Raw genomic sequence first — 25415 nt, forward strand, 5'->3', positions numbered from 1 at the left:
ATCAGACCCGGTCCTTGATCGCCTCCATGACCGTCGTCATATCTGAACTGGGAACCGATACCAGCAAACCTTCATCGCGGTAAAACGATACCAGCGGGGCAGTCTGTTCGTTATACACCTGCAACCGGTTTTCGATCGCCTCCTCGGTCTCGTCATCACGTTGTACAATTTGACTGCCGCAGACGTCACAAACACCATCCACCTTTGGCGGCTTGGACTTGACGTTGTAGATCTCACCGCAGTTGGTGCAGGTGCGGCGGGTGGTTAGCCGGTCGATAATCACATCACGAGGGATATCGAGCTCCAGCGCGCAATCGAGCTTTTCTCCAAGTTTCGCCAGCAGGGCTTTCAAGGCTTCGGCCTGGGGTATAGTGCGCGGAAATCCATCGAGCAGGTATCCCTGCTTGCAGTCTTCTTCCTGCAGGCGTTCTTCCATGATTCCCATGATGAGCTCGTCGGTGACCAGGTCACCGGCCTTCATCGCCGCTTCCGCCTGTTTTCCAAGTTCTGTGCCGGCGGCAACCGCACTCCGCAGAATATCGCCGGTGGATATCTGTACCGACCCGTCATGCTGCATCAAGGCTTTCGCGATCGTACCCTTACCGGCCCCGGGCGGTCCCAACAGGATGATTTTCATTATTTCCCCCAACTTGAATTGAAATCAGACACTTCATTCTCCGGTTTTATCCCGCCTTGGCAAGGGCCAATTCCCGGGGGCGATCAACTTGTCTGGGCGCCCGTTACCGTAACGGTGATGTTACGCCGGTGCGCCCGATAGCGGTGTTCCCACAGAAAAAGGCCCTGCCAGGTTCCGAGTGCGAGCCTGCCTGCCCGTATCGGAATCGTGATTTCGGACTGGGTCAACACTGAGCGTATATGTGCGGCCATATCGTCGGGGCCTTCCTGGTCATGGAGGTATGCCGGGTCACCGTCGAGAACCAGTTTCGCGATATAATTTTCCAGGTCACGGCGCACGTTGCTGTCGGCATTTTCAGTGATTATCAGCGATGCGCTGGTGTGATTCACGAAAACATGGCATAGCCCCTGCTCGACACCGCAAGATCGCATGAACTCCTCGACCTCGCGGGTAATGTTGATCGTCCCGCGCCCCTCGGTCTGAACCGTTATCGTTTGCTGCTCAATCATCCGATAATTTTAACATCCGAGCCTCACTTCAACTAATAGTAAGCCATTGTCCGTAACCACCTCGGGACATGTTACGCAAAAGACGCTTCCAACCGGCGCACGCGCCGGTTGGTCCATCCATGGAACCGCTTGGAGCGCGGCGTCCCTGCCGCGCTACACTTTTGCGTAACATGTCCCGAGGTGGCTACTCATGAGGTGACAGAATTCGGTAAAGGTCTATTTCTGAGCACGCTTACAGTCGAGGTGGGAGTTCTGAAAAGCTGAATCAGAGCTCGAACCGTTGGAAATGGTTTATAACTGAGATGGTGTGCTTGGGATTAGATCGAGGCGAGTTTGGCGGGTTTTTGTTTGAGTTGCTGGGGATCGAGGATGGTTGGGCCGAGGTACTCGTCGCTGGTTTCGGGGTAGTCGAGCGTGAAATGCAGGCCGCGACTCTCTTTGCGCATCAGCGCGGAGCGGATGATCAGGTCGGCGACCACGACCAGGTTACGCAGCTCCAGCAGATCGGGGGATACCTTGTAATTGCCGTAGTACTCGTTGATTTCGCTTTTCAGCAGGTCGGTACGATGCAGGGCGCGCTCGAGGCGCTTGTTGGTGCGCACGATACCGACGTAGTCCCACATGAAACGCCGCAGTTCATCCCAGTTGTGGGCCACGACGATGTCTTCATCAGAATCGGTAACCTGGGATTCGTCCCAGCGCTCAAGCTCAGGCAAAGCGGCAGCGGTATCGATTTCCGAGGCAATTTGTCGTGCCGCGGCCCGGGAAAACACCAGGCATTCGAGCAGGGAATTGCTGGCCATCCGATTTGCACCGTGTAATCCCGAGTAGGTAACCTCGCCGATGGCATAGAGATTATCCAGGTCCGTGTGTCCATCAATATCAACCATGACACCGCCGCAGGTGTAGTGGGCTGCAGGAACGACCGGAATTGGTTGTCTGGTGATATCGATGTCATATTCGAGGCAGCGCCGGTAAATGGCCGGAAAGTGGGATTTGATGAAAGCCCGGCTTTTATGACTGATATCGAGGAAGACGCACTCGATACCCAGGCGTTTTATTTCATGATCGATTGCGCGCGCCACGGTATCACGTGGAGCGAGTTCGGCGCGTTCGTCGAAACGCCGCATGAAGCGTTCCCCATCGGGCAGCAATAACTTACCGCCTTCACCGCGAACAGCCTCGGTAATCAAAAAGGTCCTGGCTTCGGGATGGTAGAGACAGGTCGGGTGAAACTGGTTGAATTCCATATTGGCGACCCTGCATCCGGCACGCCAGGCCATTGCAATGCCATCGCCGGTGGAGCCGTCAGGATTACTGGTGTAAAGATATGACTTGCTCGCGCCACCGGTGGCGAGAATAAATTTATGTGCTTTGAATACATCGACATGCTGGTCAAAACGATTGTAAGCATATAGACCTGCGCATTTACCTTCATTGCGAATCAGGTCAACAGCGATATGTTGATGGAAAACCTTTATATTGCGCCTTTCGGCGATATGCGCCTGCAGGGTTTGCTGCATGGCCTTGCCAGTGGAATCGGCGACATGTACGACCCGGCGCTTGCTGTGCCCCCCTTCGCGGGTCAAATGGTAGGCACTGTCAATAATTTCCGGGTTGTCCAGAGAAAACGGCATGCCGAGATCGGCCAGCCATTCGATGCATTCGGCGCCATTGGCGGTTACAAAATTAACCACGGATTCGTCGCACAAACCCGCGCCGGCACCGAGGGTGTCCCGGGTATGCAAATCGACACTGTCTTCAGGATCGAGCACCGCGGATATTCCACCCTGGGCCCAGTAGCTCGAAGTCTGTTCGAGCGGTGTCTTGGCCAGAATTGCAATTTCGATCGATGTGGGCAAATGCAATGCCGCAGCGAGGCCTGCCGTACCGGATCCGATAATGACAACGTCGAACTTGTGCTGATTACTCATATAGTAATCTCTGAAAATGGGCTGCCAGTATAGTGAAATCCTGCACAACTCAAAACCCCGGAGTAGGCAGAACTTTTTATTATATAATCTGTCTCTATCGCGGGGATCAGATTAAAAAATTCTGTTATTTCCTCAAACTATAATTAAACCAGGGATATAAATGGGGACTAATCTGCTCGATGCAGAGTTGGTGAAACGGGTACAGGCCGGAGAGACCGACGCCTTTGATATCCTGGTGCAAAAGTATCAGCACAAGGTGATCAATTTGGTCGGCAGGTTTGTGTCGGATCCGGCGGAGTGCCAGGATATTTCCCAGGATGCCTTTATCAAGGCGTTCAGGGCGATCGGCAATTTTAGGGGTGATAGCCAGTTTTACACCTGGCTTTACCGAATTGCGGCCAACACGGCTAAAAATCATCTTGCATCACGTGCGCGGAAGTCGCCCGGTTATGCGGTAGATGTCGATGATGCCGAGCATTTTGAGGGTGAGTCCGGACTCAAGGAATTTGCCAATCCTGAAAATCTGCTGCTGACGGATGAAATAAGGGCAACGATTTTCAGCGCGATTGAAAAATTACCCGATGATTTGAAGTCGGCAATTACCTTGCGTGAACTCGATGGTTTGAGCTATGAAGAGATTGCAGAGGTCATGGATTGTCCTATCGGCACGGTTCGATCCAGAATATTTCGTGCCAGAGATGTAATAGATAAGGAACTTAGACCCCTATTAGAGTGACTAAGTACCTGAATATATCAGACATAATATGAATGATGGCTTAATGCGGGACCAGGAAATGACAGATCAAGACGAAAAATTATCGTTCCTTTTGGACGATCATCCCGGCGAAAACGCCGATACAAACCTCGAAGAGGTGATGGGTGACGTTAATTTGCAGTACCGTGCGCGGCGCTACCGGATGATTGGTGAGGTCATACGACACGAACTACCGGAAGCGATTGATACGAATTTCCACATCAATGTCATGGCGCAAATTCGTAACCAGGAGTCAGATCCGGTAACCGGGTCAGCAGTGCCGGAAACAAACGCGGGAAATACGTCGATTCTGAGCTGGATCGGATTGAAACCTTTCGCTGGCCTGGCGGTGGCAGCCAGTGTCGCGATTGTTACGGTTGCATTGTGGCAACCGCTCAAGCAAGAGTCGGGGCAGGGCGATACCGGCCTCGTTTCGGCCGAACAGCAAAAAATTCAGCAACTGGTCAGGCAACAGGTCCCGGGTGGCGTGGTCACGGCTTCAACCCAGGTGCAGCCGCTCGGCATGCGCTGGAAAGTAGAGCGTGATATGCCCGAACTGCAACAAAAGCTGAATGCATACCTGGTGACGCATACCGAGTACTCCAATTCGATGCAAAGTTTAATTCCACAGGCCCGCGTGGCGGGATTCGATTCACAACAATGACCCGAGAGCAAGCTTGACTAATTTATCGACGAGACTGCTTCCGATCCTGATATCTTCGCTGGCTAGCCTGCCGGTTTTTGCCGATCCGGCGATGGATTGGGTCCAGAAAATGTCTGACTCGATGCGAAACCTTAACTACCAGGGCGATTTCGTTTACGTGCATGAAAACCACCTTGAAAGTATGCAAATTTCGCACTACCGGGATGAGCATGGCGAGAAGGAACGACTGGTTTCGCTCAACGGCGAGGCCCGTGAAGTCATTCGCGATAATCAGAATCTGACCTGCATCTGGCCCTCGAGCCGTAAGGTGGTCGTTGACCTGTCACGTAAAAACAGTTTTTCACCCATATTTATTCCGGAGGATATTGCCCGGCTGGAAAAATTCTATGAAATGAAGCTGCTGGGAAAGGACCGCATTGCTAACATGGATACCGTTATTGTTCATATCGACCCGAAAGACAACTACCGCTATGGCATGAAGTTCTGGATCAACGAGCAAAACGGGTTAATGATGGGATCGAACCTCATCAACGAAAACGGAAAGGTCGTTGAGAAAGTCATGTTTACGAACCTGAAACTGTTTACCGGTGATGATAAACCGGTGATAAACACGATGCCGCAGATCGACGAGAACTACACCATGCTGCGCTACCACAGTGGAGACAGCTCGAAATCGTTTGCGGCGGATAGTTCGTGGCAGCTGGGGCGAACACCCGGTGGCTTCTGGCGCGAATCGGTGATGAAACGAAAAGTTCCCGGCACCGAGCACTTCGTACATCAAATGATCTATACCGATGGCCTGGCCTCGCTTTCGATATTCATTGAACGCCAGACAGGTGTCACCCACCAGGGCGGCACGTCAATGGGCGCGGTCAACGCTTTTATCCGAATTCTTCATGATTACTCGGTGACTGCAATCGGCGAAGTGCCGGCGTTAACCGTAAAAGAGGTCGCCGAATCGATATCCTACCGGCAGTAATAGTTATCATGAAGTCGCCGATCGGGGGTACAGCCCACAGGTGTAACTTGCGGCCGCGTCAAATAGAGATCAAAATCAGCTTTTCTTTATAACGAATTAATCCTGCTCGAATGATTACCGAAACAGCGATTGTCACCCGCCGTGATGGCAGACTGGTTGAACTGGAGTTGCAACGGAACTCGACCTGTGGCCAATGCGAACTTAGTAAGGGCTGCGGTACCGGTGCTCTCGGCCGTTTGCTCGGACATCGCAGCAAACCAATACTGATCGAAACCGACCATCAACTGGAGCCCGGTGACCGACTGGAGCTGGGATTATCTGAATCCGCGCTGGTCAAGGCCAGCCTGACGATTTATGGCTTACCGCTTCTGGGTATGGTTTGCGCGGGATTGCTGGCCGCCCTGGTCGCTGCGCCGGAAGTGATAGTCGCGCTGGCCGCATTGGCCGGTTTTTTTGCGGGCTATAAATTAGCCGGTTTTCTTACCAATGCACTTGACGCTGAGCAGTTGGCACCCTATATCGTTGATATCATCGTGAACCCCGAACTCCATTCGAGGTCATAAGATTGTATTTATAATTTTTGGGAAGTTTTAATGAAATATCTAAGCAAGCAAATTTATCAAATCGTTTTTGCCGTTGTTCTGTTCATGCCGTTGGTGGCTCAGGCTGCATTACCCGATTTCACGAGAATTGTCGACCAGGCCAAGGATTCAGTGGTCAATATCAGTACCAAGTCAAAACCAAAACCCACCAGGTCCCGCGAATACGAAATTCCCGAGCTGCCTGAAGGATCGCCATTCGGAGAATTATTCGAAAAGTTTTTTGATCGCGATGAATTCGATCGCAGGCGACGTGACGCGCAATCTCTCGGTTCCGGATTTATCGTCTCCAAAGATGGTTATATTTTAACCAATCACCACGTTATTGAAGGCGCAGACGAAGTAATCGTGCGCATGTCCAACCGCAGGGAATATGTCGCTAAAATCATTGGATCCGACGAGGCATCCGATATCGCGGTGTTAAAGGTCGAGGCCGATGACCTGCCGGTGCTGGAGTTTGGTGATTCCGACAAGCTTAAGGTCGGTGAATGGGTGCTTGCGATCGGATCGCCTTTCGGATTCGACCACAGCGTAACCGCGGGGATCGTCAGCGCCAAGGGTCGCAGCCTGCCCAGTGACAACTATGTTCCCTTCATCCAGACCGACGTCGCGATAAATCCGGGAAATTCCGGTGGACCGCTTTTCAACCTGGATGGCGAGGTCATCGGTATTAACTCCCAGATATACAGCCGTACCGGCGGTTTCATGGGATTGTCTTTTGCGATCCCGATCGAAATGGCGGTTGACGTCGCCAACCAGATTAAAGAGACCGGTTCGGTCTCGCGGGGCTGGCTCGGCGTATTGATACAGGAAGTTACCCGGGAGCTCGCAGAATCATTTGGTATGGACAATCCGCACGGTGCCCTGGTTGCCAAGGTACTGGATGACAGTCCCGCTGCCCAGGCCGGGCTCGAAGTCGGCGATGTCATCGTTGAATTCAACGGCAAGAAAGTGATGCGCTCGAGTGGATTACCGCCTTTGGTGGGTCGGGCCAAGGTTGGCGAAGAGGCACGGGTTACGGTGATACGTGACAAGAAACGGCGTACCATCGGCGTTCAGATAGCCGAGTTGCCAACCGCGATAACCCAGGCTTCATTCACCCCGAAAGAAGAGAAAACAAAGGAAGGTTCAGCTCTCGGCATGAAGGTTGAGGCCTTGAGCAGCGAAGCCAGCAAGCGGCTAAAAATAGAAAATGGCGTACAGGTTGTTGAAGTAGATGAATACGGACCAGCCAGTGATGCCGGAATTATCAGGGGTGACGTCATCACCATGATCGATAACCAGGAAATCGATTCGCTGGATGACTTTGCGGTGATTACTGACGAATTAAAATCAGGCAAGTCGGTGGCACTATTAGTGCAACGCCGTGCCGGACCGGTATTCCTCGCGATACGTCCGGAAGACTCGTAAGCTTCGGCGACTGACTGGCGCAAGCCGATTGGAGCTTACTCTCTACTACCGGGAACAATGCCATCTGTGCGATGCGATGCGCAAAGCACTGGTGGTATTTGCCCGAAAAAATCCCTCGGTGAGCTGGAATGAGCTGGATATTGACCGGGATACGGAATTGATCCGGCGGTTTGACGCCCGGGTTCCAGTACTGTGCTACGGTGATACCGAAATCTGCCATTTTTTTTTCGATGAATCGGCATTGATAGCGGTGATGGCTTTAGCGTAAACTCACCGGGTTTTTTCATCCAGGGCCAGATCTTTATACGCTGGCAAATCACCAAGTTCGCGAAATCATCAAGCCGGGCAGGGCGGCTACTATACTTATGCGCATGGAGTTAATACGCAATTTTTCCATTATTGCTCATATCGATCATGGAAAATCCACGTTGGCTGATCGGTTTATTCAGCTATGCGGGGGATTGAGTGAGCGCGAAATGGAGGCGCAGGTGCTGGATACGATGGATCTGGAGCGTGAACGCGGTATCACGATTAAGGCACAAAGCGTCTCGCTCAATTACAAGGCTCGCGATGGCAAGCTGTACACTCTCAATTTCATCGATACGCCGGGCCATGTGGATTTTTCCTACGAGGTGTCGAGATCGCTCGCGGCCTGCGAAGGCGCCTTGTTGATAGTCGATGCCTCCCAGGGCGTCGAAGCGCAAAGTGTCGCCAATTGCTATACCGCTATCGATCTGGATCTCGAGGTAATCCCGGTGCTGAACAAGATAGATTTGCCCGCTGCCGAACCGGATCGCGTAAAACTCGAAATCGAGGAAATCATTGGACTCGATACCTCCGAGGCAATCCAGATCAGCGCCAAAACCGGGATTGGAATCGAGGATTTACTGGAGCAGATCATCGAAAAGATTCCGCCACCGGGTGGTTCGGAAGACAACCGGACCCAGGCGTTGGTGATTGACTCGTGGTTCGATAATTACGTCGGAGTCATTACCCTGGTGCGCGTCATGGAGGGTCAGATAAAACCCAAACAAAAAATCAGGATGATGTCGAGTGGACAGGAATTCCTGGTCGAAAAGGTTGGAATCTTTACACCCAAACGCAAGGAAACCGAAAAACTGCAGGCCGGAAGCGTTGGATTTATCATAGCGGGTATCAAGGACATCGAATTGGCCCGGGTGGGCGATACCATTACGCTGTCGCAACAACCGGCCGACGAGGCGCTGGCAGATTTCAAACAGGTGCAGCCGCGCGTATTTGCCGGCCTGTTCCCGATTAGCTCTGATGATTACGAAGATTGCCGCGAGGCGCTTAAAAAACTGAAGCTAAACGATGCCGCGTTGCAGTTTGAACCTGAAACCTCGCAGGCGCTCGGCTTTGGATTTCGCTGTGGCTTTCTAGGCATGCTGCACATGGAGATTGTGCAGGAAAGGCTAGAGCGGGAATACGACCTTGACCTGATTACCACGGCACCGACCGTTGTCTACCAGGTTGAAACGACGGCCGGTGAACTGGTCGAAATCCATAATCCCGCGGATTTACCGCCCATCAACAAGATCAATGAAATACGCGAGCCGATTATTCAGGCCAACATACTATTGCCGGAGGCTTATATTGGCGCGGTCATTTCACTTTGTATCGAAAAAAGGGGAGTACAGAAGGACATGCAGTTCCTCGGCAACCAGGTATCGCTGGTTTTCGAGCTGCCGCTGAGTGAGGTGGTCCTCGACTTTTTTGATCGCCTGAAATCGGTCAGTCGTGGCTACGCATCATTTGACTACGAGTTTCTGCGCTTCGAAGCATCGAACCTGGTTAAACTCGATGTGCTGATCAACACCGAAAAAGTGGATGCACTGTCACTTATCGTGCATCGCAGCAATGCGGATTACCGGGGACGGGAGCTGGCTTCCAAAATGAAAGAACTGATTCCCCGGCAGATGTTCGATGTGGCGATACAGGCTGCTATCGGCTCTAATATTATTGCCCGCACGAATGTCAAGGCGTTGCGTAAGAACGTGACGGCTAAATGTTATGGTGGTGATGTCACGCGCAAGCGGAAATTGCTTGAGAAGCAAAAAGCCGGTAAAAAGCGTATGAAACAGGTCGGCAGCGTCGAGATTCCACAAGACGCTTTCCTTGCAGTATTAAAAGTAGATAGCTAATTACTGTTGTCGCACGAGGTAGAGACATACTGAATGGTCCATTTTGATTTCGAGTTTTTATTGTTAATACTGACCGCGGTGACCGGCGTAATCTGGCTTGCCGATGTGCTCCTGCTGGCACGTTTGCGACAGCAACCCGCGACCAGCAAGATTAAAAAGGAACCGCTTGTAATTGAGTACTCGCGGGCTTTTTTTCCGGTCCTGATAGCAGTTCTGGTACTGCGTGCCTTCCTGTTTGAACCGTTTCGCATACCGTCGGGCTCGATGATGCCGACGCTGCTGGTGGGTGATTTTATCCTGGTTAACAAGTTTACCTATGGCTTGAGAATGCCGGTCTGGCAAACCCGCATTACCAGGGGTAGTAAGCCGAAGCGTGGCGATGTGGTCGTTTTCCGCTATCCTCAGGATGAGTCACAGGATTATATTAAGCGAATAGTGGGATTACCCGGTGACCACGTTGGATACTATAATCGACGTTTATCGATTAATGGTAAGCAGCTGGATATCAAGGCTGACGGTGTTTACGAGGGACTGGGTGATTTGAACAAAATGCAGTATGCGAACGGATGTGACCGTGCCGGTGCCGATTGCCAGGTATTTCTAGAGCGGGTTGACCAGGCGGAGTACACAGTCATGACCAATCCAGGATCTACATTTGGTGTTAATGGTGAACTATTCGTACCGGAAGGGCATTACTTCGTGATGGGGGATAATCGCGATCACAGTAATGACAGCAGAATCTGGGGTTACGTACCCGAAGATAACCTGGTTGGAAAGGCTGTCATGATCTGGATGCACTGGGACTGGCGTAAAGACGGCACCGGGCTGGAATTGTCCAGGGTTGGCCGTAAAATTTCGAACTGAGGAAATGATGATGAATAGATCAACGAACTCAAAACGCCGACAAAGAGGTATGTCCAGTTTTGGCTGGATTGCCGTGTTCGGTATATTCGCATTACTACTGCTAATGTTTTTCAAGGTTTTCCCGTTTTATTACGGTAATTATCAACTCAGGGCGGCATTGGACGGTTTGGCACAAGATACACAGATAGATTCGAAATCCAAGAAAGCGATCTGGCTATCCCTGCAAAAACGTCTATTCATAAATGAAGTCAGGGCCATCCGGCGAGAACATGTGACCATGGAACGCAAGGATGGTAAAACCACGGTAACTATCGACTACGAAGTCAGAGATAATTATCTTGGGCCCCTGTTTATCGGCGCCCATTTCGTTGAAAGCGTAGTGATTGAGCGGTGAATGCAGAAGAATTCTGCGCACTTACCGGATATCAATTCAGGCAGCAGGATTTACTGGATCAGGCGCTGACCCATCGCAGCTACTCGCGCAGCAATAACAACGAACGCCTCGAGTTTCTCGGCGACAGCATTCTCAACCTGATCATTTCAAATCATATTTACCTGCGCTTCACGGATGCAGACGAGGGAGACCTGAGTCGTCTGCGTGCTTCCCTGGTAAAAAAAGAAACCCTGGCGCAGGTCGCCACGGGAATCGGACTGGGAGATCATATTCACCTGGGGGGCGGGGAACTGAAAAGTGGCGGTTATCGCCGTGCATCCATTCTTTCTGATGCACTGGAAGCGATCATTGGCGCCGTTTACCTGGATAGCGATTACGAGCAGGCCGAAACCACGGTTTTGCGTCTCTTCGAGGCACATTTACAAGGTATCGATGAAAGCGCCAATCTGCGAGATCCCAAGACGCAACTTCAGGAATACCTGCAGGCGCATAAAAAACACCTCCCCCGTTACCTGGTTGAGCAAACCAGCGGTAAATCTCATGATCAGGTCTTTACCGTCAGCTGTAACGTTTCTGACCTCGATATGCAAACCGAGGGCAAGGGCTCGAGTCGCAAGAAAGCGGAACAACGGGCTGCACAAAAAGTACTGGACCAGTTGAAAATATGATGGATGCGTTTCGCTGTGGGTACGTTGCACTGATCGGCAAACCCAACACTGGCAAATCGACCTTAATGAATGCACTGGTCGGACATAAACTCAGCATCACGGCGCATCGACCGCAAACCACTCGCCATCAAATTCTAGGGATCAAGACGACCGAGGCCTACCAGTGCATTTTCGTTGATACCCCCGGACTTCATGATGCCAATAAAAAGGCAATCCACCGTTACATGAATCGTGCTGCAACCAGTATGCTGGACGATGCTGACCTGATCTGCGTGCTGCTCGACGTATCGAATTTTACCGGGGAAGATGAAAAGATCCTGCAGCGTGTGGCGAACTATGGCAAGGTGCTGGTTGTGCTCAACAAGATAGATCAACGAAGTCGCGAATCCTGCTTGCCGGTGATGCAGAAAATCTCGCAGCAGGTACCTGATTTTGAATGTATCCCGGTGTCGGCACTGAACGGGGATAACCTGGAGCGCCTGGAGCAATTGATAGTGGCGTGTTTGCCGGTTGCCGTGCCGCAGTTTCCGGATGATCAGCTGACCGATAAATCGATGCGATTTATCTGCTCTGAAATTATACGCGAAAAGCTGTTTCGCGAGCTTAAACAGGAATTGCCCTACTCGATTACGGTTAACATCGATTACTATACCGAGGAAGTCGATATCACGCGCATATCGGCAACCATCTGGGTTGAACGCAAGTCGCAGAAAGCGATAGTCATCGGAAAAAACGGAAGCCTGCTGAAAAAAATAGGGTCCCTGGCACGCGCCGATATAGAAAGGCTGGTTGAAACAAAAGTGTACCTGCAGCTTTGGGTGAAGGTACGCACAGACTGGTCTGATGACGAACAGTCGCTGGCGGCTTTTGGCTATTCGGATGGAAGCCAGGGTTAGCGACCAGTTGTCTTTTATTCTGCGTCGGCGCGACTGGCAGAATACCAGCCTGATGCTGGATTTTTTTACCCGGGACCATGGATGTATCCGCGCCATTGCCAGGGGTGCACGTCGTAACCCGGCAAAAGCGCCGTACCAGCCCTTTGCAATGCTGAGTATCAGCTGGGTGGGCAGACAGGAACTAAAAACCCTGACCGCTATCGAAGGTCAGTCGCTGCCGGTCGATGAAAAAAACTACCTGGCATTGTTATATGTGAATGAATTACTGGCCGCGTTACTGCCGCAAGGGGAAGCTAATCCGGATGTATTTGCCAGCTACCAGTTACTATTACAGCATTCGACGGGTGAAATAGGCGAAGCCGAATTACGAAAATTTGAACTCGAATTGATGCAGTTACTCGGCTATTTTCCCGAGCTGTCACGGGATGCGGCGAGCGGCCTGGAAATCAGGGCAGACGCTTTTTACCAGTTTGTCATCAATAGTGGTTTTATCAGCTGCTCGAACGCTGCCAGGGATTCCGTGAAAGGACAGGTCGTGATCGACTGGTCCACAGGTGATTACGGCAAGCCGGCCGTACTGCGCCTCGCCAAAACGGCGCTGCGGAGTACTATTGACTTTAACTTGCATGGAAAAACGCTAAAATCGCGCGATGTTTATCTTGAAATGATGAAACGAAAATGACGAGCACGGTAACCCTGGGTGTCAATATTGATCATGTCGCAACGCTGCGTCAGGCACGCGGCACGCGTTTCCCCGACCCCGTATATGCAGCCCAGGTGGCCGAACATTCAGGCGCTGACTCGATCACCTTTCACCTGCGGGAAGATCGACGTCATATCCAGGAACGCGATGCGCTACTGCTCAAGCAGGTGGTCAATACCAAGCTCAACCTGGAAATCGCCATTACCGACGAAATGATAGCGTTTGCGACGGATTTCAGGGCTGAAGACGTTTGCCTGGTACCGGAAAAACGCGAAGAACTCACGACCGAGGGTGGCCTGCATGTCGCCGGCCAGGTTGAACAGGTGCGATCGGCCTGTACTCGCCTGGCAGAAGTCGGAACCCGGGTATCACCCTTTATCGACGCGAGTCGGGACCAGATTGACGCCGTAATCGAATGCGGTGCGCCGTGTATCGAGATTCATACAGGACACTATGCGGATGCGCATGGGGATGAACAATTACGTTTGCTGGAAGAAATAAACGAGGCGGCGGCCTACGCGCATGCGAAAGGTTTGCAGGTCAATGCGGGTCACGGGCTGAATCGACATAACGTAACCCCGATAGCGGCGAATCCGCTGATAACCGAACTGAATATCGGACATGCCATTATTGCCGATGCTGTTTTCCTGGGCCTGGAGCAGGCGATTCGGGATATCAAACGACTGATTATAGACGCGAGAGCACGGGGATCATGATTGTCGGTATTGGGGTAGATATTGCGGAAACGGCCCGTTTCGAAAAATTGAGTTCGAAGTTTGGTGCTCGTTTTGCGCGTCGTATTTTAACGGATGATGAACTCGTGGAGTTCGATCGACGCCGACAGTCGAATAATTATCTCGCCACGCGATTTGCCGCGAAAGAAGCGGCTGCCAAGGCGCTCGGAACCGGAATCGGCGAGCAGTTCGGGTTCCACTCGATTCAGATCGACAATAACGAACAGGGGAAACCTCAGCTTCGATTCATTGGCAGCGCGACTGATCTGGTTTCCCGCCTGAAAATCAAAAATGCAATGATCTCGTTATCCGACGAGAAACATTACGTGGTCGCGATGGTGGTGCTCGAGTCCTAGCTTGATACGCCGTCTGCTTCCATTTGCTCGAGGTAGCGATCAACCTCCCGTTTTACGGCACTTAACTCGGAATTCAGTTTGTGTACCGACTGATCGAGCGACCCGTTGCCGCTGCTTGCCAGGGATTGTTCGAAACCTAATAACTTGCGCTTCAAGCGTGGCAGGCTGGTATAGCAGGTAACCCCGTGAAGCTTGTGCACGATTGCTGCAAGTCGATCCTGATCGAGCTGCGCCAGGGCCATTTCGAGTTGAAGCTGTTGATCCGGAATATCGCGCTGCAGAATTTCAAATATCTGCTTGAGCAAAGATTCGTTGTCAGCCGACAAGGCTAAAGATCTCGCATAGTCTAGCGAGCAGTCCGGATTTGAATCTTCAAGCTCGGATTTTATCGTATCGGGCAGTTTTCGACGTGGTTCACTATCGAGCAAGCTGCGAAATTTTTCCTCGTCGAGGGGCTTGCCAAGAAAATAATCGAAGCCCTGCTCGATCAATTTTCCAGCCTCGTCGTTTACCACGTTTGCCGTCAAGGCGATGATCGGCGTCTTATCCGCCGGATTTTGCTTGCGTATCATGCGCAACAGGTTGACACCGTCGATATCGGGCATCTGTATATCGAGAATAATCAGGTCAAATGTCTGTTTCCGGTAATACTGCAGCGCCTCTGTTCCATTCTCGGCTGCTACAACCCGGTGTCCCCAGAGCCGGATGAGTTCGCTGGCAAGTTTCAGGTTCACCGGATTATCGTCAACCAGCAGCACGTTTTTGCTGCGGACCGTTGGCCCGCGCTCGACCGGCGCCTGCTCTGGTAACTTCCCGGTCGCGCGGGCAACAATTTGTGCGATAGCCTGGCTGGTATTTATGACCGAAACGATTTCCGCATTGCCGGGTCGAACCGGCGATTGGCCACTTTCGTCATAGTCCATGACGATAACGCGGAGCTTGTTGTCAGCGACCAGGGCGACGACTTTTTCAAGATCGATACTCAGATGCCGTAAATCAAAAACCAGTAAATCTACGTGGGCGAGATTGCGCCGGATACACTGCAGGACCGGATCGCTGCCCTGTCGATTATCGACCTGGTGAGACTCGGTGTTGACGCCTGCGCGATCGAAAAGCGTACGGACTTCCATCAGGCAATATTTATCGGCAGCGAAAATCATGGCCTTGCAGTCTTCGTTCGTGCTGGTGGTAACCTCCGGGGACCCGTCTTCGAGTCCTAAAGGCAGATTTAGCGTGAACTTCGAACCTTCGCCGGGTGTTGAAATCATTGAAATGTCTCCGCCCATCAGGGTCGCCAGGTTTTTACTGATGACCAGGCCCAGGCCAGTACCGGCAAAACGTCTGGTAGCGGAACTTTCAACCTGGCTAAAGGCCTGAAACAGCGATTGCTGGTCTTGCTCTGATATACCGATGCCGCTGTCTTCAACGGCAATTTCAATATCGACCCTGTCGAAACGCCTGTCTTTAAGACTGACCTTTATGACCACACGACCCTGATCGGTGAACTTGATCGCATTACCGATGAGGTTTAGTAAGATTTGTTTGATTCTCAGCTTATCGCCAATAACACGGCGAGGCGTGTCACTGTAAATGATCAGGTTCAGATCGATATTCTTGGGTAACACGTTGATAAAAAGAATGTCGCGGGTTTGCTCAATCACTTCGTAAAGATCAAATGCCTCGCTGACTATTTGTAGTTTGCCCGATTCCATTTTCGAAAAATCGAGAATTTCGTTGACGATGTTGGTCAGGTCAGTGGTGGATTTCAGAATAATATCGACATGGCGCTGCTGAGACTGATCAAGCCTCGACTGGCTGAGCAAGCTGATAAAGCCCTTGATACCGTTGATCGGGGTACGGATTTCATGGCTCATATTGGCGAGAAATTCGGATTTGGTCCGATCGGCATTCAGTGCCTCGTCACGTGCCAGTCCCAGTTCACGATTTTTTGTTTCAAGGCTCGATATGGCCTCGTTAAGTTGCTGGGTCGCCTGCTGTATCCTTCGATTCAAAAGTCGGCGATTGGCCAGCAGGGCGTGCGTCATACGATTGAAACCCTGCTGTAATGCGCCAATCTCGTTCGGTTCTATCGGTTCAATCGTCTTACCGAGTTGGCCGGTTTCCACCAGCTTCAGGTGTGCCATCATTCGAAAAATCGGCTGTGTAATCCTGCGGCTGATAATCACGGTTAATATCACGGCCATCATCAAAATCGTGACAAAAAACACGACTGCATCGGCAATGATCAGGCCGGTTGTCTGCTTTAACTGCTGGCGTGAAATATACAGGTGCACCCAGCCGAGAATGTCGGTCTTGCGTACGTCGTCAATATCTGGTGCAAACACATCCGAGTGCTCGATACTCTGTGAGAGGATGGGCTGGTTAGAGTAGTAGTAGTCCGCAACATCCGATTGTTGGAAATCGGGAGAGACCGATTCTGTAATAAGATTTCCGTGCCGGTCGTAAATCGAGGCCAGAACAATATTGTTGCTGCCAACCGTTTGCGCCAGCAAATACTGGATTTGACTGTCGTTACCGGTAAACAGGTTAAATTCCGACGCACCGGCAATCTGGCGAGCGATTATCTGGCCCCTGCTTTGAAGCTGTTCATTAGCCTGCCCGATGCTGCCATTGATGTGTTGGTAGGTGAAAAACAGGTCGATAAGAAACACCGGGATAAGCGTGATCAGCAGAATCTGGTACTTGATGCCGAGGCGTTTCATGGCTGTAGATTGTCTATTCTGGACCGCAACTCGTGCTCCCCGGGAAGATCGATACCCAGGGCATTTGCGACGCGCAAATTGGTTGCAATGGTGTAGAACCTTGGAAATTCTAACGGATTGTCAGCGCGCGCCTGACTACTAAGTGTTTGATTCAGTAATTGCGCCAGGTGTCTGCCGATGTCTACCGGGGAAGAAAATATCGATGCCACGGCACCGGATTTCACATGGGCGGGCGAATAACTGATGGCCGGCTTTCGATTCCGATAGCTGCTCAACAGCACGCCTTTTAGCGTGTCACGATTGTAAATCGATTGTCGAGGTAACATCAGTAACGCATCGTTTTGACGCAATAGTTGCCTGAGTACCGGTAGCAGTTTGTTAGCCTGGTTTACCCGGTACTGGTTTAACTTCAGATTAAACTCATCCAGGATTTGCGCCTGTTCTCGGTCTAAATCGATTTCGCTTTCCTCGATGATACCGACGCGTTCGATACCGAGCATGAGCTTGCAAAAAGCCAGGTACCGATACATGGGTTGATCCAGTACGATGGTCAGGTCATCGTCAGGTTGCAGATGGTGGTATTGCTCCAGCGTTATGTAGGCGTTAATCGAGCTCGCTTCGGTGCCGAGTTGATCGACCGCCTCAACTGCCGGCTGGCCCAGAGCGACAAAGAAATCATATGGATCCGAGCCGGATATTGCATCCGCGAGATGCGGGGCCTCGATGACTTTGAAACGTGTTGCTGAATCAACGTGACTGATCAGGGTTCGGATGGTTTGATCAAAATAGGCGTTATCGCTACTTTTAACAATGATTACCTGGCTTGCCGCCTGCACGGTTGTGATTATGCCAGTGACCAGAATGATCAATGCACTGAGAATTGATCTGATAAAGCGGCGATGCAGCACGATTCCATTCCCCGTTAAAGTTTTAATACCGCAAGACAAATGAATACCTGCTTTGGCATGCCTGACGCTATTAAAGTAAACTGTTTTTCTTAGATTCCGTCCTGGATTATCTCGTTTTTATATGATGTTTCTGCATGATTATATCGGAAATACCCCGCTGGTAACATTGCAGCGACTGAATGCTGGCAAGGGTAACCGGATTTCGGTAAAACTGGAGGGAAACAATCCTGCCGGCTCGGTCAAGGATCGGCCGGTTTTTAGCATGATACGGCATGCCGAGATGCGGGGAGAAATTGGCCCGGGCGATAGACTGGTCGAAGCGACCAGTGGCAACACCGGAATTGCACTCGCGATGGTTGCGGCGATGCGTGGCTATCACATGACCTTGATCATGCCGGATAACATGAGCCACGAACGACTCACCACGATGCGTGCCTTTGGTGCTGAAATTATCCTTGTCACCCGGGAAGAAGGTATGATAAAGGCGCGTGATATAGCAGAAGATATGAACGCGCAGGGTAAGGCAAAAATGCTCGACCAGTTCGCTAACCCGGATAACCCGCTTGCGCATTACGAGACGACTGCGCCGGAGATCTGGGATCAGACGGAGTACGGAATCACTCACTTTGTCAGTGCGATGGGAACCACGGGCACAATTATGGGATGCTCGCGCTATTTCCGCGAGGTTAACCCCCGGATCGAGATAGTCGGTGTTCAGCCCGCGGACGGGTCTTCCATTCCCGGCATCAGGCGTTGGCCTGCAGAATATGTACCGCGGATTTTCCAGCCCGAGGCGGTCGATCGAATTATTGACGTGTCGCGCGACGAAGCCGAGGACTTTACCCGCCAGCTGGCCGCCAGGGAAGGGCTGTTTTGCGGTATTTCCTCCGGTGGCAATGTCTGCGCCAGCTTGCGCGTGGCGCAGGAATTGTCCGATGCCCATATCGTGACCATCATCTGTGATCGAGGCGATCGTTACCTGACAACCGAGGTCTTCAGCAATCCCTGATACAGGCTTGAATATGAATGTTCTAGTATTTGATATTGAAACCATTCCCGACATCGATGGCTGTCGCAGGATATATGATCTGCACGGTCTATCTGATGATGACGTGGCCAGGGCCATATTCCAGATACGACGCCAGCAGGCCGGCACCGAATTCCTGCGTCACCACCTGCATCGCATTGTTGCGATATCGACCGTGCTGAGCACCCGCGACCAGTTCAAGGTATGGTCGCTGGGTGACATCGACGCCAATGAGCAGGATTTACTGCAACGTTTCTTCAGCGGCATCGAGCGCTATACGCCACGCCTTGTTTCCTGGAACGGCAGTGGCTTCGATTTACCGGTGATGCACTACCGTAGTCTACTCTATCCGATTAACGCCGCGCACTACTGGGAAACCGGTCAAAATGACACCAGCTTTCGTTACAACAACTACCTGAATCGATTCCACGAGCGCCACACCGACCTGATGGATGTACTTGCGGCCTATCAGCCGCGTGCCAATGCGCCCCTGGACGAAATTGCCGGCCTTTGTGGTTTTCCCGGGAAAATGGGAATGAGTGGGTCAAAGGTCTGGGACGCTTACCAGCAAGGCCAGATCAAGGAAATCCGGGATTATTGCGAGACCGACGTGCTCAATACCTACCTCGTATTTCTTAATTTTGAACGTAGCCGCGGCAACCTGGACCAAATCCAGTACCAGGCCGAATGCCAGCGGGTCCGGGACGAGTTGAAATCAACCGGCCAACAGCATTTGCTCGATTTTGAAGCCGCCTGGCACGATGTCTAAACGTCGACGGCGCAGCAAGCTACCGGAACCCAGGCAAGTTACCATCGAGGCAATGTCGCATGAGGGACGTGGCATCGCCCACGTCAACGGTAAGACAGTCTTCGTGTTTGGTGCCCTCGAAGGCGAGACCGTGCAGATTCAGGTGCTGAAGCGAACACGCAGTTATGACCAGGCGACCGTGCTCGAGGTCATCGAAGCATCACCCCAGCGTATCGAGCCGCGATGCGAGGCTTTCCAGGTTTGTGGTGGCTGTAGTTTGCAGCATCTTGCCACCGACGACCAGGTAGCTCTCAAGCAACAGGCGCTGCTCGATATGATGACCCATGCCGGGATCGAGTACGACGAGGTTTTACCGACGCTGCGTGCTGTCGACTGGGGGTATCGCAAAAAAGCCCGTCTTGGAGTTAAATATGTAACGAACAAGGGACGGGTGCTGGTTGGGTTCCGTGAACGCAATACGCCCTTCATCGCGGACATGCATCGATGTGAAGTTTTAATTCCGAGTGTAGGCCATAAACTTGACCTGATTTCCCAGATAATCGATCAACTCGAAGCACGTGCGCAGATACCGCAAATCGAAGTAGCTGCCGATGAGGATCACATCCAGCTGGTATTTCGCCATCTGCAACCGCTGTCGGAGCACGATCGTCAGGTACTGATTGAATTTGCCCGGCAGCAAGACTTCCAAATCCAGCTGCAACCTGGTGGACCGGAAACGGTAAACAACCTGTATCCGGAAAGGCAGGCGCTTAAACTGGATCCTGTCGGCGACGGGCAGCTGGGAATTGCCTTCAATGCGCTCGATTTCGTGCAGGTCAATAGCGAGATCAACCACAAAATGGTGGCCCAGGTGCTTCGATTGATGGATTTACAGCCCACTGACAGGCTGCTCGATCTATTTTGCGGACTGGGTAATTTCACACTGCCCATGGCGCAGCACTGCGCCCGGGTTACCGGCGTTGAGGTTGATGCTGCGATGGTAACGCGCGCGTGCGAGTCCGCGCTGGCCAATAATATTGACAATACCGAGTATCACCGGGCCGACTTGACGCAACCTGATGTGGATTTAAGCTGGATGCGAGGGCATTACGACAAGATCCTGCTCGATCCACCGCGCTCTGGTGCGCTCGAGATGGCCAGGGAAATAGGGTGTTTCAGGGCACTCCGTATCGTTTATGTTTCCTGCCAGCCTTCCAGCCTGGTGCGAGATGCTGCTATTATCTGCACCCATGGATCTCGTATGACACACCTGGGCATCATGGATATGTTTCCCCAGACAGCACATGTCGAATCCATGGCCGTGTTCGAGCGCAAATAGCAGGAGTCACAGTGAAGGTAGTCAGTGCAGTAATCAAGCCGTTTAGACTGGATGACGTACGCAGCGCCCTGTCTGACATCGGTGTTCATGGAATGACCGTTTACGAGGTCAAGGGTTTTGGTCGCCAGAAAGGCCACACCGAACTGTATCGCGGCGCAGAATACGTGGTTGACTATATCCCCAAGGTTAAAATTGACGTTGCCGTCGATGATGAGCTTGTCGATCAGGTCATCGATGCGATTATCGAATCCGCCAGAACCGGTAAAATTGGGGATGGTAAGATATTTGTAGCTGATCTGGATCATGTAGTACGCATTAGAACCGGTGAATCAGGATCTTCGGCTTTGTAAAAAGGCTAAAAATTTATTACCCTAACCGTCCGTGGAACTCTAGATGTGAGTGAAATCGATGAGTGCGAACGCTAATTTTGAAAATGAGATTGCTGAACACGAGTCACATGGAGCTAAGGAAGATATAGCTGTCTCGGCAAGGCCAGGTGTAATCCTGCCCAAACCATGTAACACCCGCGTGACCCGCTCAGTTGTAACGCAACTGGACCGCTGGATTGCTAGGCAAATGCTGGAAGTGGTGGGAAATCCGCCCATTGTGTTAATTCTCTGGGACGGCGTCGCGGTTACACCGCCGGTCACGAATCCGATCGCGACTATTCGCTATTACAATCGCAGCGCGATGATCAAAACCATTTTGAATCCCGAGCTTTATTTCGGCGATTTGTATTCGACCGGTCAGGCCACGGTCGAGGGCGATCTGGTCAGGTTTTCGGAGATTATCTATTCGAATCTCGAGGACGGCGGCAGAGGCGGCCGGTTTAAGCGAGCCATAATCTGGCTGGGACACCGACGCATTGCCAACTCTCACGATAAGGCCAAAGACAATATCTATCACCATTACGATATCGGTAACGATTTCTATAAGTTATGGCTGGATACCGAGGTAATGCAGTATACCTGCGCTTATTTCTCGGATCCGGAAATGACGCTCGAGCAGGCACAGGTAGAAAAGCTGCACCATGTTTGTCGTAAGCTGCAACTAAAGCCCGGCGACACCGTTGTCGAAGCGGGTTGCGGTTGGGGAGGGCTGGCACTGTTCATGGCAAAACATTACGGCGTGAACGTGAAAGCCTACAACATATCGAAGGAACAGGTCGCGCATGCGCATTATGTTGCGGATAAAGCAGGCCTGTCTGACAAGGTCCAGTATGTACTTGACGACTATCGTAATATCACCGGTCAATACGATGCGTTTGTATCGGTCGGTATGCTCGAACACGTCGGCAAGGGTGATTTCCCCACCCTGGGCAAGGTCATAGACCGTTGCCTGAAGCCGGAAGGACGTGGGCTGATTCACACGATTGGTCGTAACCGCCCCGCACCGATGAACGCCTGGATCGAGCGTCGCATATTCCCGGGTGCCTATCCTCCGAGCCTCAAGGAAATGATGGAGATATTCGAACCGAACAGGCTTTCGATACTCGATGTCGAAAATCTGCGCCTGCATTACTCCAGGACGCTGCAACACTGGCTGCACAGGTACGAGTTAAACAGTGACAAGGTTCGTGCGATGATGGATGAGGAATTTGTCAGGGCCTGGCGGCTCTATCTTGCAGGCTCGATCGCGGCCTTCAACGTCGGCGAGTTGCAACTTTTCCAGGTTGTTTTTTCACGCAGCAGGAACAACGAGCTACCCTGGTCGCGTGCGCACCTTTACCCGGGCAAGACCCGCCAGTCAACGCCGAGGCAGGAACTGACCGACGCTTGAGGCTTTTGCCATACCGGTGGATCGCTCTGATCGCTGCGATAGACAACGCGATAGGCTATTGCTTGAGCACGCACTTCTGGTAAAGATTCTTTAATCGCCCCTGCGGGTCGTATTTCTGCTTGAGCTTGAAATACAGCTCGCCGTCATAGAGTTGCCAAAACCTGTCTTCGTCGTAGTAGGCGTCGGAATAGAGTGACTTGACCCCGCCGAGCGCTTGAACTTTCGCTTCTATCTTGCGATTGAAATAGCCGCTTTCGTACTTTTCCGGGTTGGGGACGATGTCCCAGAAGCCGAAATTGACGAAAAGTCCATCGCCGTGCAGCGGGTACAGTGGGTAACGTCGCGTTGGGTCGTGACCGCCAATGGGGCACATCCAGACCGGGCGAATACCGATCTCTTCGACAAAAAAACGCAGGAAATCGGCCGCCTTTGCGATTGGAATGTCTACATCCTGAACCACGCCCTCGGGACGACGGTCCAGTAATTTATTGATGGTCGCCGTCAGGCCTGTGCGATTGTTCCAGCGCATGACTTTTTGATACGTGATCGAATTCAACAGGCGAGGCCCCAGAATTAGCCGCATCGGCAGGTTTTGCACAAACAGGTTTTTCGAGCACCAGAACCAGTCCGTATCCCAGCGCCAGATATAGTCATGAACGCTCAGGTAGTCCTCGTGACGCTCCCGAATCGAGCGAAAGTACATTTTTAACCAGGTGTAATCGCTGGTGTAAGGCGCTGTTTCAGCAAATCTGCCGAGGGTCAGATAGAGTTCTCGATCATTGAATATCGAACCGTCAACGAAATCAACGTCGCTATTACAGGCCTCTTCAACGGCTAAGAAGTATTCTTCGATATCCGTGTAGCGAACGTGTTCGAGTTTGACGAAGGGTTCCACCGGCATGGTCCGGGTGGTGAGTTTGAGGATATAACCCAGCGTGCCATAGGAGTTGGGAATGCCGAAGAACAGCTCCGAATGCTCATTCCCGGGTGTGCAGGTGACAACCTCGCCATCCGCAAGCAGGACCTCCATGCTCTCGATTGACTCGTGCGGCAGGCCATGACGGAAAGATGTGGATTCGATGCCGATGCCCGATACCGCGCCACCGATCGTAATTGATTTCAGTTGTGGCACGACCAGGGGCATGCAGCCCTGCGCCAGGCAGGCATCGGCAAGTTGTGCATAAGTCGTCATACCCTCAACCTCGACAACCCGGTTTTCGGCATCGACTTCGAGTACCTGGTTGAGTGAACGTACGTCGAGTTTCGGACCCCCGGCCTGATCCCGGGTTCTGAACAGGTTGGACGTCGTTTTTTCGAGGCGGATAGCCTCGCTATTACGCTGTAGCTGGGCGCTCAGGTTTTGTTTCTTTTGTTCGTAGGCCAAATCGGTCATAAAGATGCCATTGCTGATAAGGTATTGACCTGCACCCGACAGGTGTGGTGGCGTCCCCGGCAGGAATCGAACCTGCAACCTACGCCTTAGGAGGGCGTCGCGCTATCCAGTTGTGCCACGGGGACGTTGATCGGAAATTATAGCAGTTAGGCCGTCTCGCGAAAATTGACGCTTTATGATCGAATACGGGATTCACGCAGACAATCCCGTTTCTCACTTAACGCTGCTGAAGTCAATTACTCCTGGTAGTAATAGTCGTACTTGACCAGCAGTTTGCGCATGAAATCCCAGGCCTCGTTGTAAGTCAGGCCGCTGTCATCGGGGATGATGATCTTGACGTAAAGATTTGCACCCTGTTCGCGTTTCAGTTGCGCCAGGCGAGTTTCGACTTCAGCCAGGCTGAGCCTGCTGAAATCCTTGTCGCCGGGTTGGCGGTAGCGAATTACGTTCCCGGATTCTCCCTTGACATAGTAGACTTCGGCAATGAACTTGCCCCTCGCGGTACGCGCGGGCTTGATTAATTCCTGATACTTGGACTTGACCGTTTCGTAGTCGCCTTTGAGCGTCAGCAGCTGCTGGTTATAGGATTCGATTTCCTTGTTCAGTAGCTGCTTGTCCTGTGTTAACTGCGCGATACTCTGTTGTTGACGAGTGCTGGATTCGGACAAGCCGGCAATCTGCTGGCGCGCGCTTTCGAGCTGTGTCCGGGCTTGATCGCTTTCCAGTTGCTGTTGAGACATCCGTTGATTCAATTCGGCAATCTGTTGCGACAAGGCCTGGGATTGTGCGTTCGCGGCGTCGATTTCGAGACCGGCCGCTTCGAGTTGTGACTGGGATTGCTGCACCGTGAATTGCAACTCGGTATTTTGCAGCTCTATCGAGGCAATTCGGGTTTCCTGCTCACGTATTGCGGTTTGCGCAAGATCAAGCTCCTCCTCTTTCTTCAACAGGCGCAGCCGTAAAATAGAGTTACTTTGTTCGGCATTGGCAAGACGTTCTTCGAGCGTCGCGTTTTCCAGCGTTGTCGACTCGATCATCTGCGACGCTATTTGTTCTGCCGTAATGCTTTCCTGCAGTTCTGCGACCAGCTGCCAGTTGCGCACGACCAGCAGGCTGGTTGCCATCAGGAAAATCATCGTGATCACCATCATGATGTCGGTGAAAGACGGCCAGAAGCTGTTTTCGCCGCCAATCCCCGCGTGGCTGCCGCCGATAGATGGAAAGCCAGCATCCAT

Annotated in this window: 26 protein-coding genes and 1 tRNA gene; 19 read left to right on the forward strand and 8 right to left on the reverse strand. The window is 52.0% G+C overall.

Annotation, left to right across the window (positions count from 1 at the left end):
• Position 1: 1 nt before the first annotated feature.
• The 3 genes from OES20_06720 to nadB form a co-directional block, all read right to left on the reverse strand.
• Positions 2-637, reverse strand: a complete 636-nt coding sequence (locus OES20_06720) for an adenylate kinase (GenBank protein MDH3634383.1) — start codon at positions 635-637, stop codon at positions 2-4.
• Between the two features lie 83 nt (positions 638-720).
• Complete coding sequence (locus OES20_06725) at positions 721-1146, reverse strand: secondary thiamine-phosphate synthase enzyme YjbQ (protein ID MDH3634384.1); 426 nt, start codon at positions 1144-1146, stop codon at positions 721-723.
• Between the two features lie 317 nt (positions 1147-1463).
• Positions 1464-3080: an L-aspartate oxidase gene (nadB, locus tag OES20_06730; GenBank protein ID MDH3634385.1), complete on the reverse strand. Its 1617-nt coding sequence runs from the start codon at positions 3078-3080 to the stop codon at positions 1464-1466.
• 160 nt (positions 3081-3240) lie between these two features.
• On the opposite strand from nadB, the gene rpoE reads away from it, so the two are divergent.
• The 14 genes from rpoE (at position 3241) to acpS (ending at position 14263) form a co-directional block, all read left to right on the forward strand.
• On the forward strand, positions 3241-3816 hold the full coding sequence (rpoE, locus tag OES20_06735; GenBank protein ID MDH3634386.1) for an RNA polymerase sigma factor RpoE: 576 nt from the start codon (positions 3241-3243) through the stop codon (positions 3814-3816).
• A 58-nt stretch (positions 3817-3874) separates the two neighbouring features.
• Positions 3875-4498 carry a sigma-E factor negative regulatory protein gene (locus OES20_06740; GenBank protein MDH3634387.1) on the forward strand — a complete coding sequence of 208 codons (624 nt, stop codon included), beginning with the start codon at positions 3875-3877 and terminating at the stop codon, positions 4496-4498.
• Between the two features lie 13 nt (positions 4499-4511).
• Positions 4512-5477: a MucB/RseB C-terminal domain-containing protein gene (locus OES20_06745; GenBank protein MDH3634388.1), complete on the forward strand. Its 966-nt coding sequence runs from the start codon at positions 4512-4514 to the stop codon at positions 5475-5477.
• 110 nt (positions 5478-5587) lie between these two features.
• Positions 5588-6040: a SoxR reducing system RseC family protein gene (locus OES20_06750; protein ID MDH3634389.1), complete on the forward strand. Its 453-nt coding sequence runs from the start codon at positions 5588-5590 to the stop codon at positions 6038-6040.
• 30 nt (positions 6041-6070) lie between these two features.
• Positions 6071-7486: a DegQ family serine endoprotease gene (locus OES20_06755; protein ID MDH3634390.1), complete on the forward strand. Its 1416-nt coding sequence runs from the start codon at positions 6071-6073 to the stop codon at positions 7484-7486.
• 28 nt (positions 7487-7514) lie between these two features.
• Positions 7515-7754: a glutaredoxin family protein gene (locus OES20_06760; protein MDH3634391.1), complete on the forward strand. Its 240-nt coding sequence runs from the start codon at positions 7515-7517 to the stop codon at positions 7752-7754.
• Positions 7755-7851: 97 nt separating this feature from the next.
• Complete coding sequence (gene lepA, locus OES20_06765) at positions 7852-9648, forward strand: translation elongation factor 4 (GenBank protein ID MDH3634392.1); 1797 nt, start codon at positions 7852-7854, stop codon at positions 9646-9648.
• Positions 9649-9681: 33 nt separating this feature from the next.
• Positions 9682-10512: a signal peptidase I gene (gene lepB, locus OES20_06770; GenBank protein MDH3634393.1), complete on the forward strand. Its 831-nt coding sequence runs from the start codon at positions 9682-9684 to the stop codon at positions 10510-10512.
• Positions 10513-10522: 10 nt separating this feature from the next.
• Entirely contained in the window at positions 10523-10906 is a 384-nt protein-coding gene (locus tag OES20_06775; protein MDH3634394.1) for a DUF4845 domain-containing protein, read from the forward strand.
• Positions 10903-11574 (forward strand): ribonuclease III, encoded by a 672-nt coding sequence (rnc, locus tag OES20_06780; GenBank protein ID MDH3634395.1) that lies wholly within the window; start codon positions 10903-10905, stop codon positions 11572-11574. Before OES20_06775 ends, rnc begins: the two co-directional genes overlap by 4 nt.
• A complete protein-coding gene (gene era / locus OES20_06785; GenBank protein MDH3634396.1) occupies positions 11571-12470 on the forward strand; it encodes a GTPase Era in 900 nt (299 codons plus the stop codon). The genes rnc and era overlap by 4 nt, the downstream gene beginning before the upstream one ends.
• On the forward strand, positions 12454-13152 hold the full coding sequence (gene recO, locus OES20_06790) for a DNA repair protein RecO (GenBank protein MDH3634397.1): 699 nt from the start codon (positions 12454-12456) through the stop codon (positions 13150-13152). Before era ends, recO begins: the two co-directional genes overlap by 17 nt.
• The gene (pdxJ, locus tag OES20_06795; GenBank protein MDH3634398.1) at positions 13149-13889 is read left to right on the forward strand and encodes a pyridoxine 5'-phosphate synthase; all 741 of its coding nucleotides are present in this window, start codon (positions 13149-13151) and stop codon (positions 13887-13889) included. Before recO ends, pdxJ begins: the two co-directional genes overlap by 4 nt.
• The gene (gene acpS / locus OES20_06800; GenBank protein ID MDH3634399.1) at positions 13886-14263 is read left to right on the forward strand and encodes a holo-ACP synthase; all 378 of its coding nucleotides are present in this window, start codon (positions 13886-13888) and stop codon (positions 14261-14263) included. Before pdxJ ends, acpS begins: the two co-directional genes overlap by 4 nt.
• Here the strand turns inward: acpS and OES20_06805 are convergent.
• A complete protein-coding gene (locus OES20_06805) occupies positions 14260-16986 on the reverse strand; it encodes an ATP-binding protein (protein ID MDH3634400.1) in 2727 nt (908 codons plus the stop codon). The two genes, acpS and OES20_06805, sit on opposite strands and share 4 nt — an antisense overlap.
• A complete protein-coding gene (locus tag OES20_06810) occupies positions 16983-17894 on the reverse strand; it encodes a hypothetical protein (GenBank protein ID MDH3634401.1) in 912 nt (303 codons plus the stop codon). Before OES20_06810 ends, OES20_06805 begins: the two co-directional genes overlap by 4 nt.
• Positions 17895-18015: 121 nt before the next feature.
• On the opposite strand from OES20_06810, the gene cysM reads away from it, so the two are divergent.
• The 5 genes from cysM to OES20_06835 are packed head-to-tail and all read left to right on the forward strand — an operon-like array spanning position 18016 to position 22787.
• The gene (gene cysM, locus OES20_06815) at positions 18016-18903 is read left to right on the forward strand and encodes a cysteine synthase CysM (GenBank protein ID MDH3634402.1); all 888 of its coding nucleotides are present in this window, start codon (positions 18016-18018) and stop codon (positions 18901-18903) included.
• A gap of 13 nt (positions 18904-18916) precedes the next feature.
• Complete coding sequence (locus tag OES20_06820; GenBank protein MDH3634403.1) at positions 18917-19690, forward strand: 3'-5' exonuclease; 774 nt, start codon at positions 18917-18919, stop codon at positions 19688-19690.
• Positions 19683-21008: a 23S rRNA (uracil(1939)-C(5))-methyltransferase RlmD gene (gene rlmD, locus OES20_06825; protein ID MDH3634404.1), complete on the forward strand. Its 1326-nt coding sequence runs from the start codon at positions 19683-19685 to the stop codon at positions 21006-21008. The genes OES20_06820 and rlmD overlap by 8 nt, the downstream gene beginning before the upstream one ends.
• An 11-nt stretch (positions 21009-21019) precedes the next feature.
• Positions 21020-21358 carry a P-II family nitrogen regulator gene (locus tag OES20_06830; GenBank protein MDH3634405.1) on the forward strand — a complete coding sequence of 113 codons (339 nt, stop codon included), beginning with the start codon at positions 21020-21022 and terminating at the stop codon, positions 21356-21358.
• Between the two features lie 58 nt (positions 21359-21416).
• Positions 21417-22787, forward strand: coding sequence for a cyclopropane-fatty-acyl-phospholipid synthase family protein (locus OES20_06835; protein MDH3634406.1), 1371 nt, complete (start codon positions 21417-21419; stop codon positions 22785-22787).
• A gap of 55 nt (positions 22788-22842) precedes the next feature.
• On the opposite strand, the gene OES20_06840 is transcribed toward OES20_06835, so the two are convergent.
• The 3 genes from OES20_06840 to OES20_06850 all read right to left on the reverse strand — a co-directional run bounded on the left by OES20_06840 (position 22843) and on the right by OES20_06850 (position 25415).
• Positions 22843-24258: an FAD-binding oxidoreductase gene (locus OES20_06840; protein ID MDH3634407.1), complete on the reverse strand. Its 1416-nt coding sequence runs from the start codon at positions 24256-24258 to the stop codon at positions 22843-22845.
• Positions 24229-24305: transfer RNA gene (locus tag OES20_06845), tRNA-Arg, on the reverse strand. Before OES20_06845 ends, OES20_06840 begins: the two co-directional genes overlap by 30 nt.
• A gap of 111 nt (positions 24306-24416) precedes the next feature.
• Positions 24417-25415 carry a hypothetical protein gene (locus tag OES20_06850; GenBank protein MDH3634408.1) on the reverse strand — a complete coding sequence of 333 codons (999 nt, stop codon included), beginning with the start codon at positions 25413-25415 and terminating at the stop codon, positions 24417-24419.

This window comes from Gammaproteobacteria bacterium (assembly GCA_029862005.1).
Classification (GTDB): Bacteria; Pseudomonadota; Gammaproteobacteria.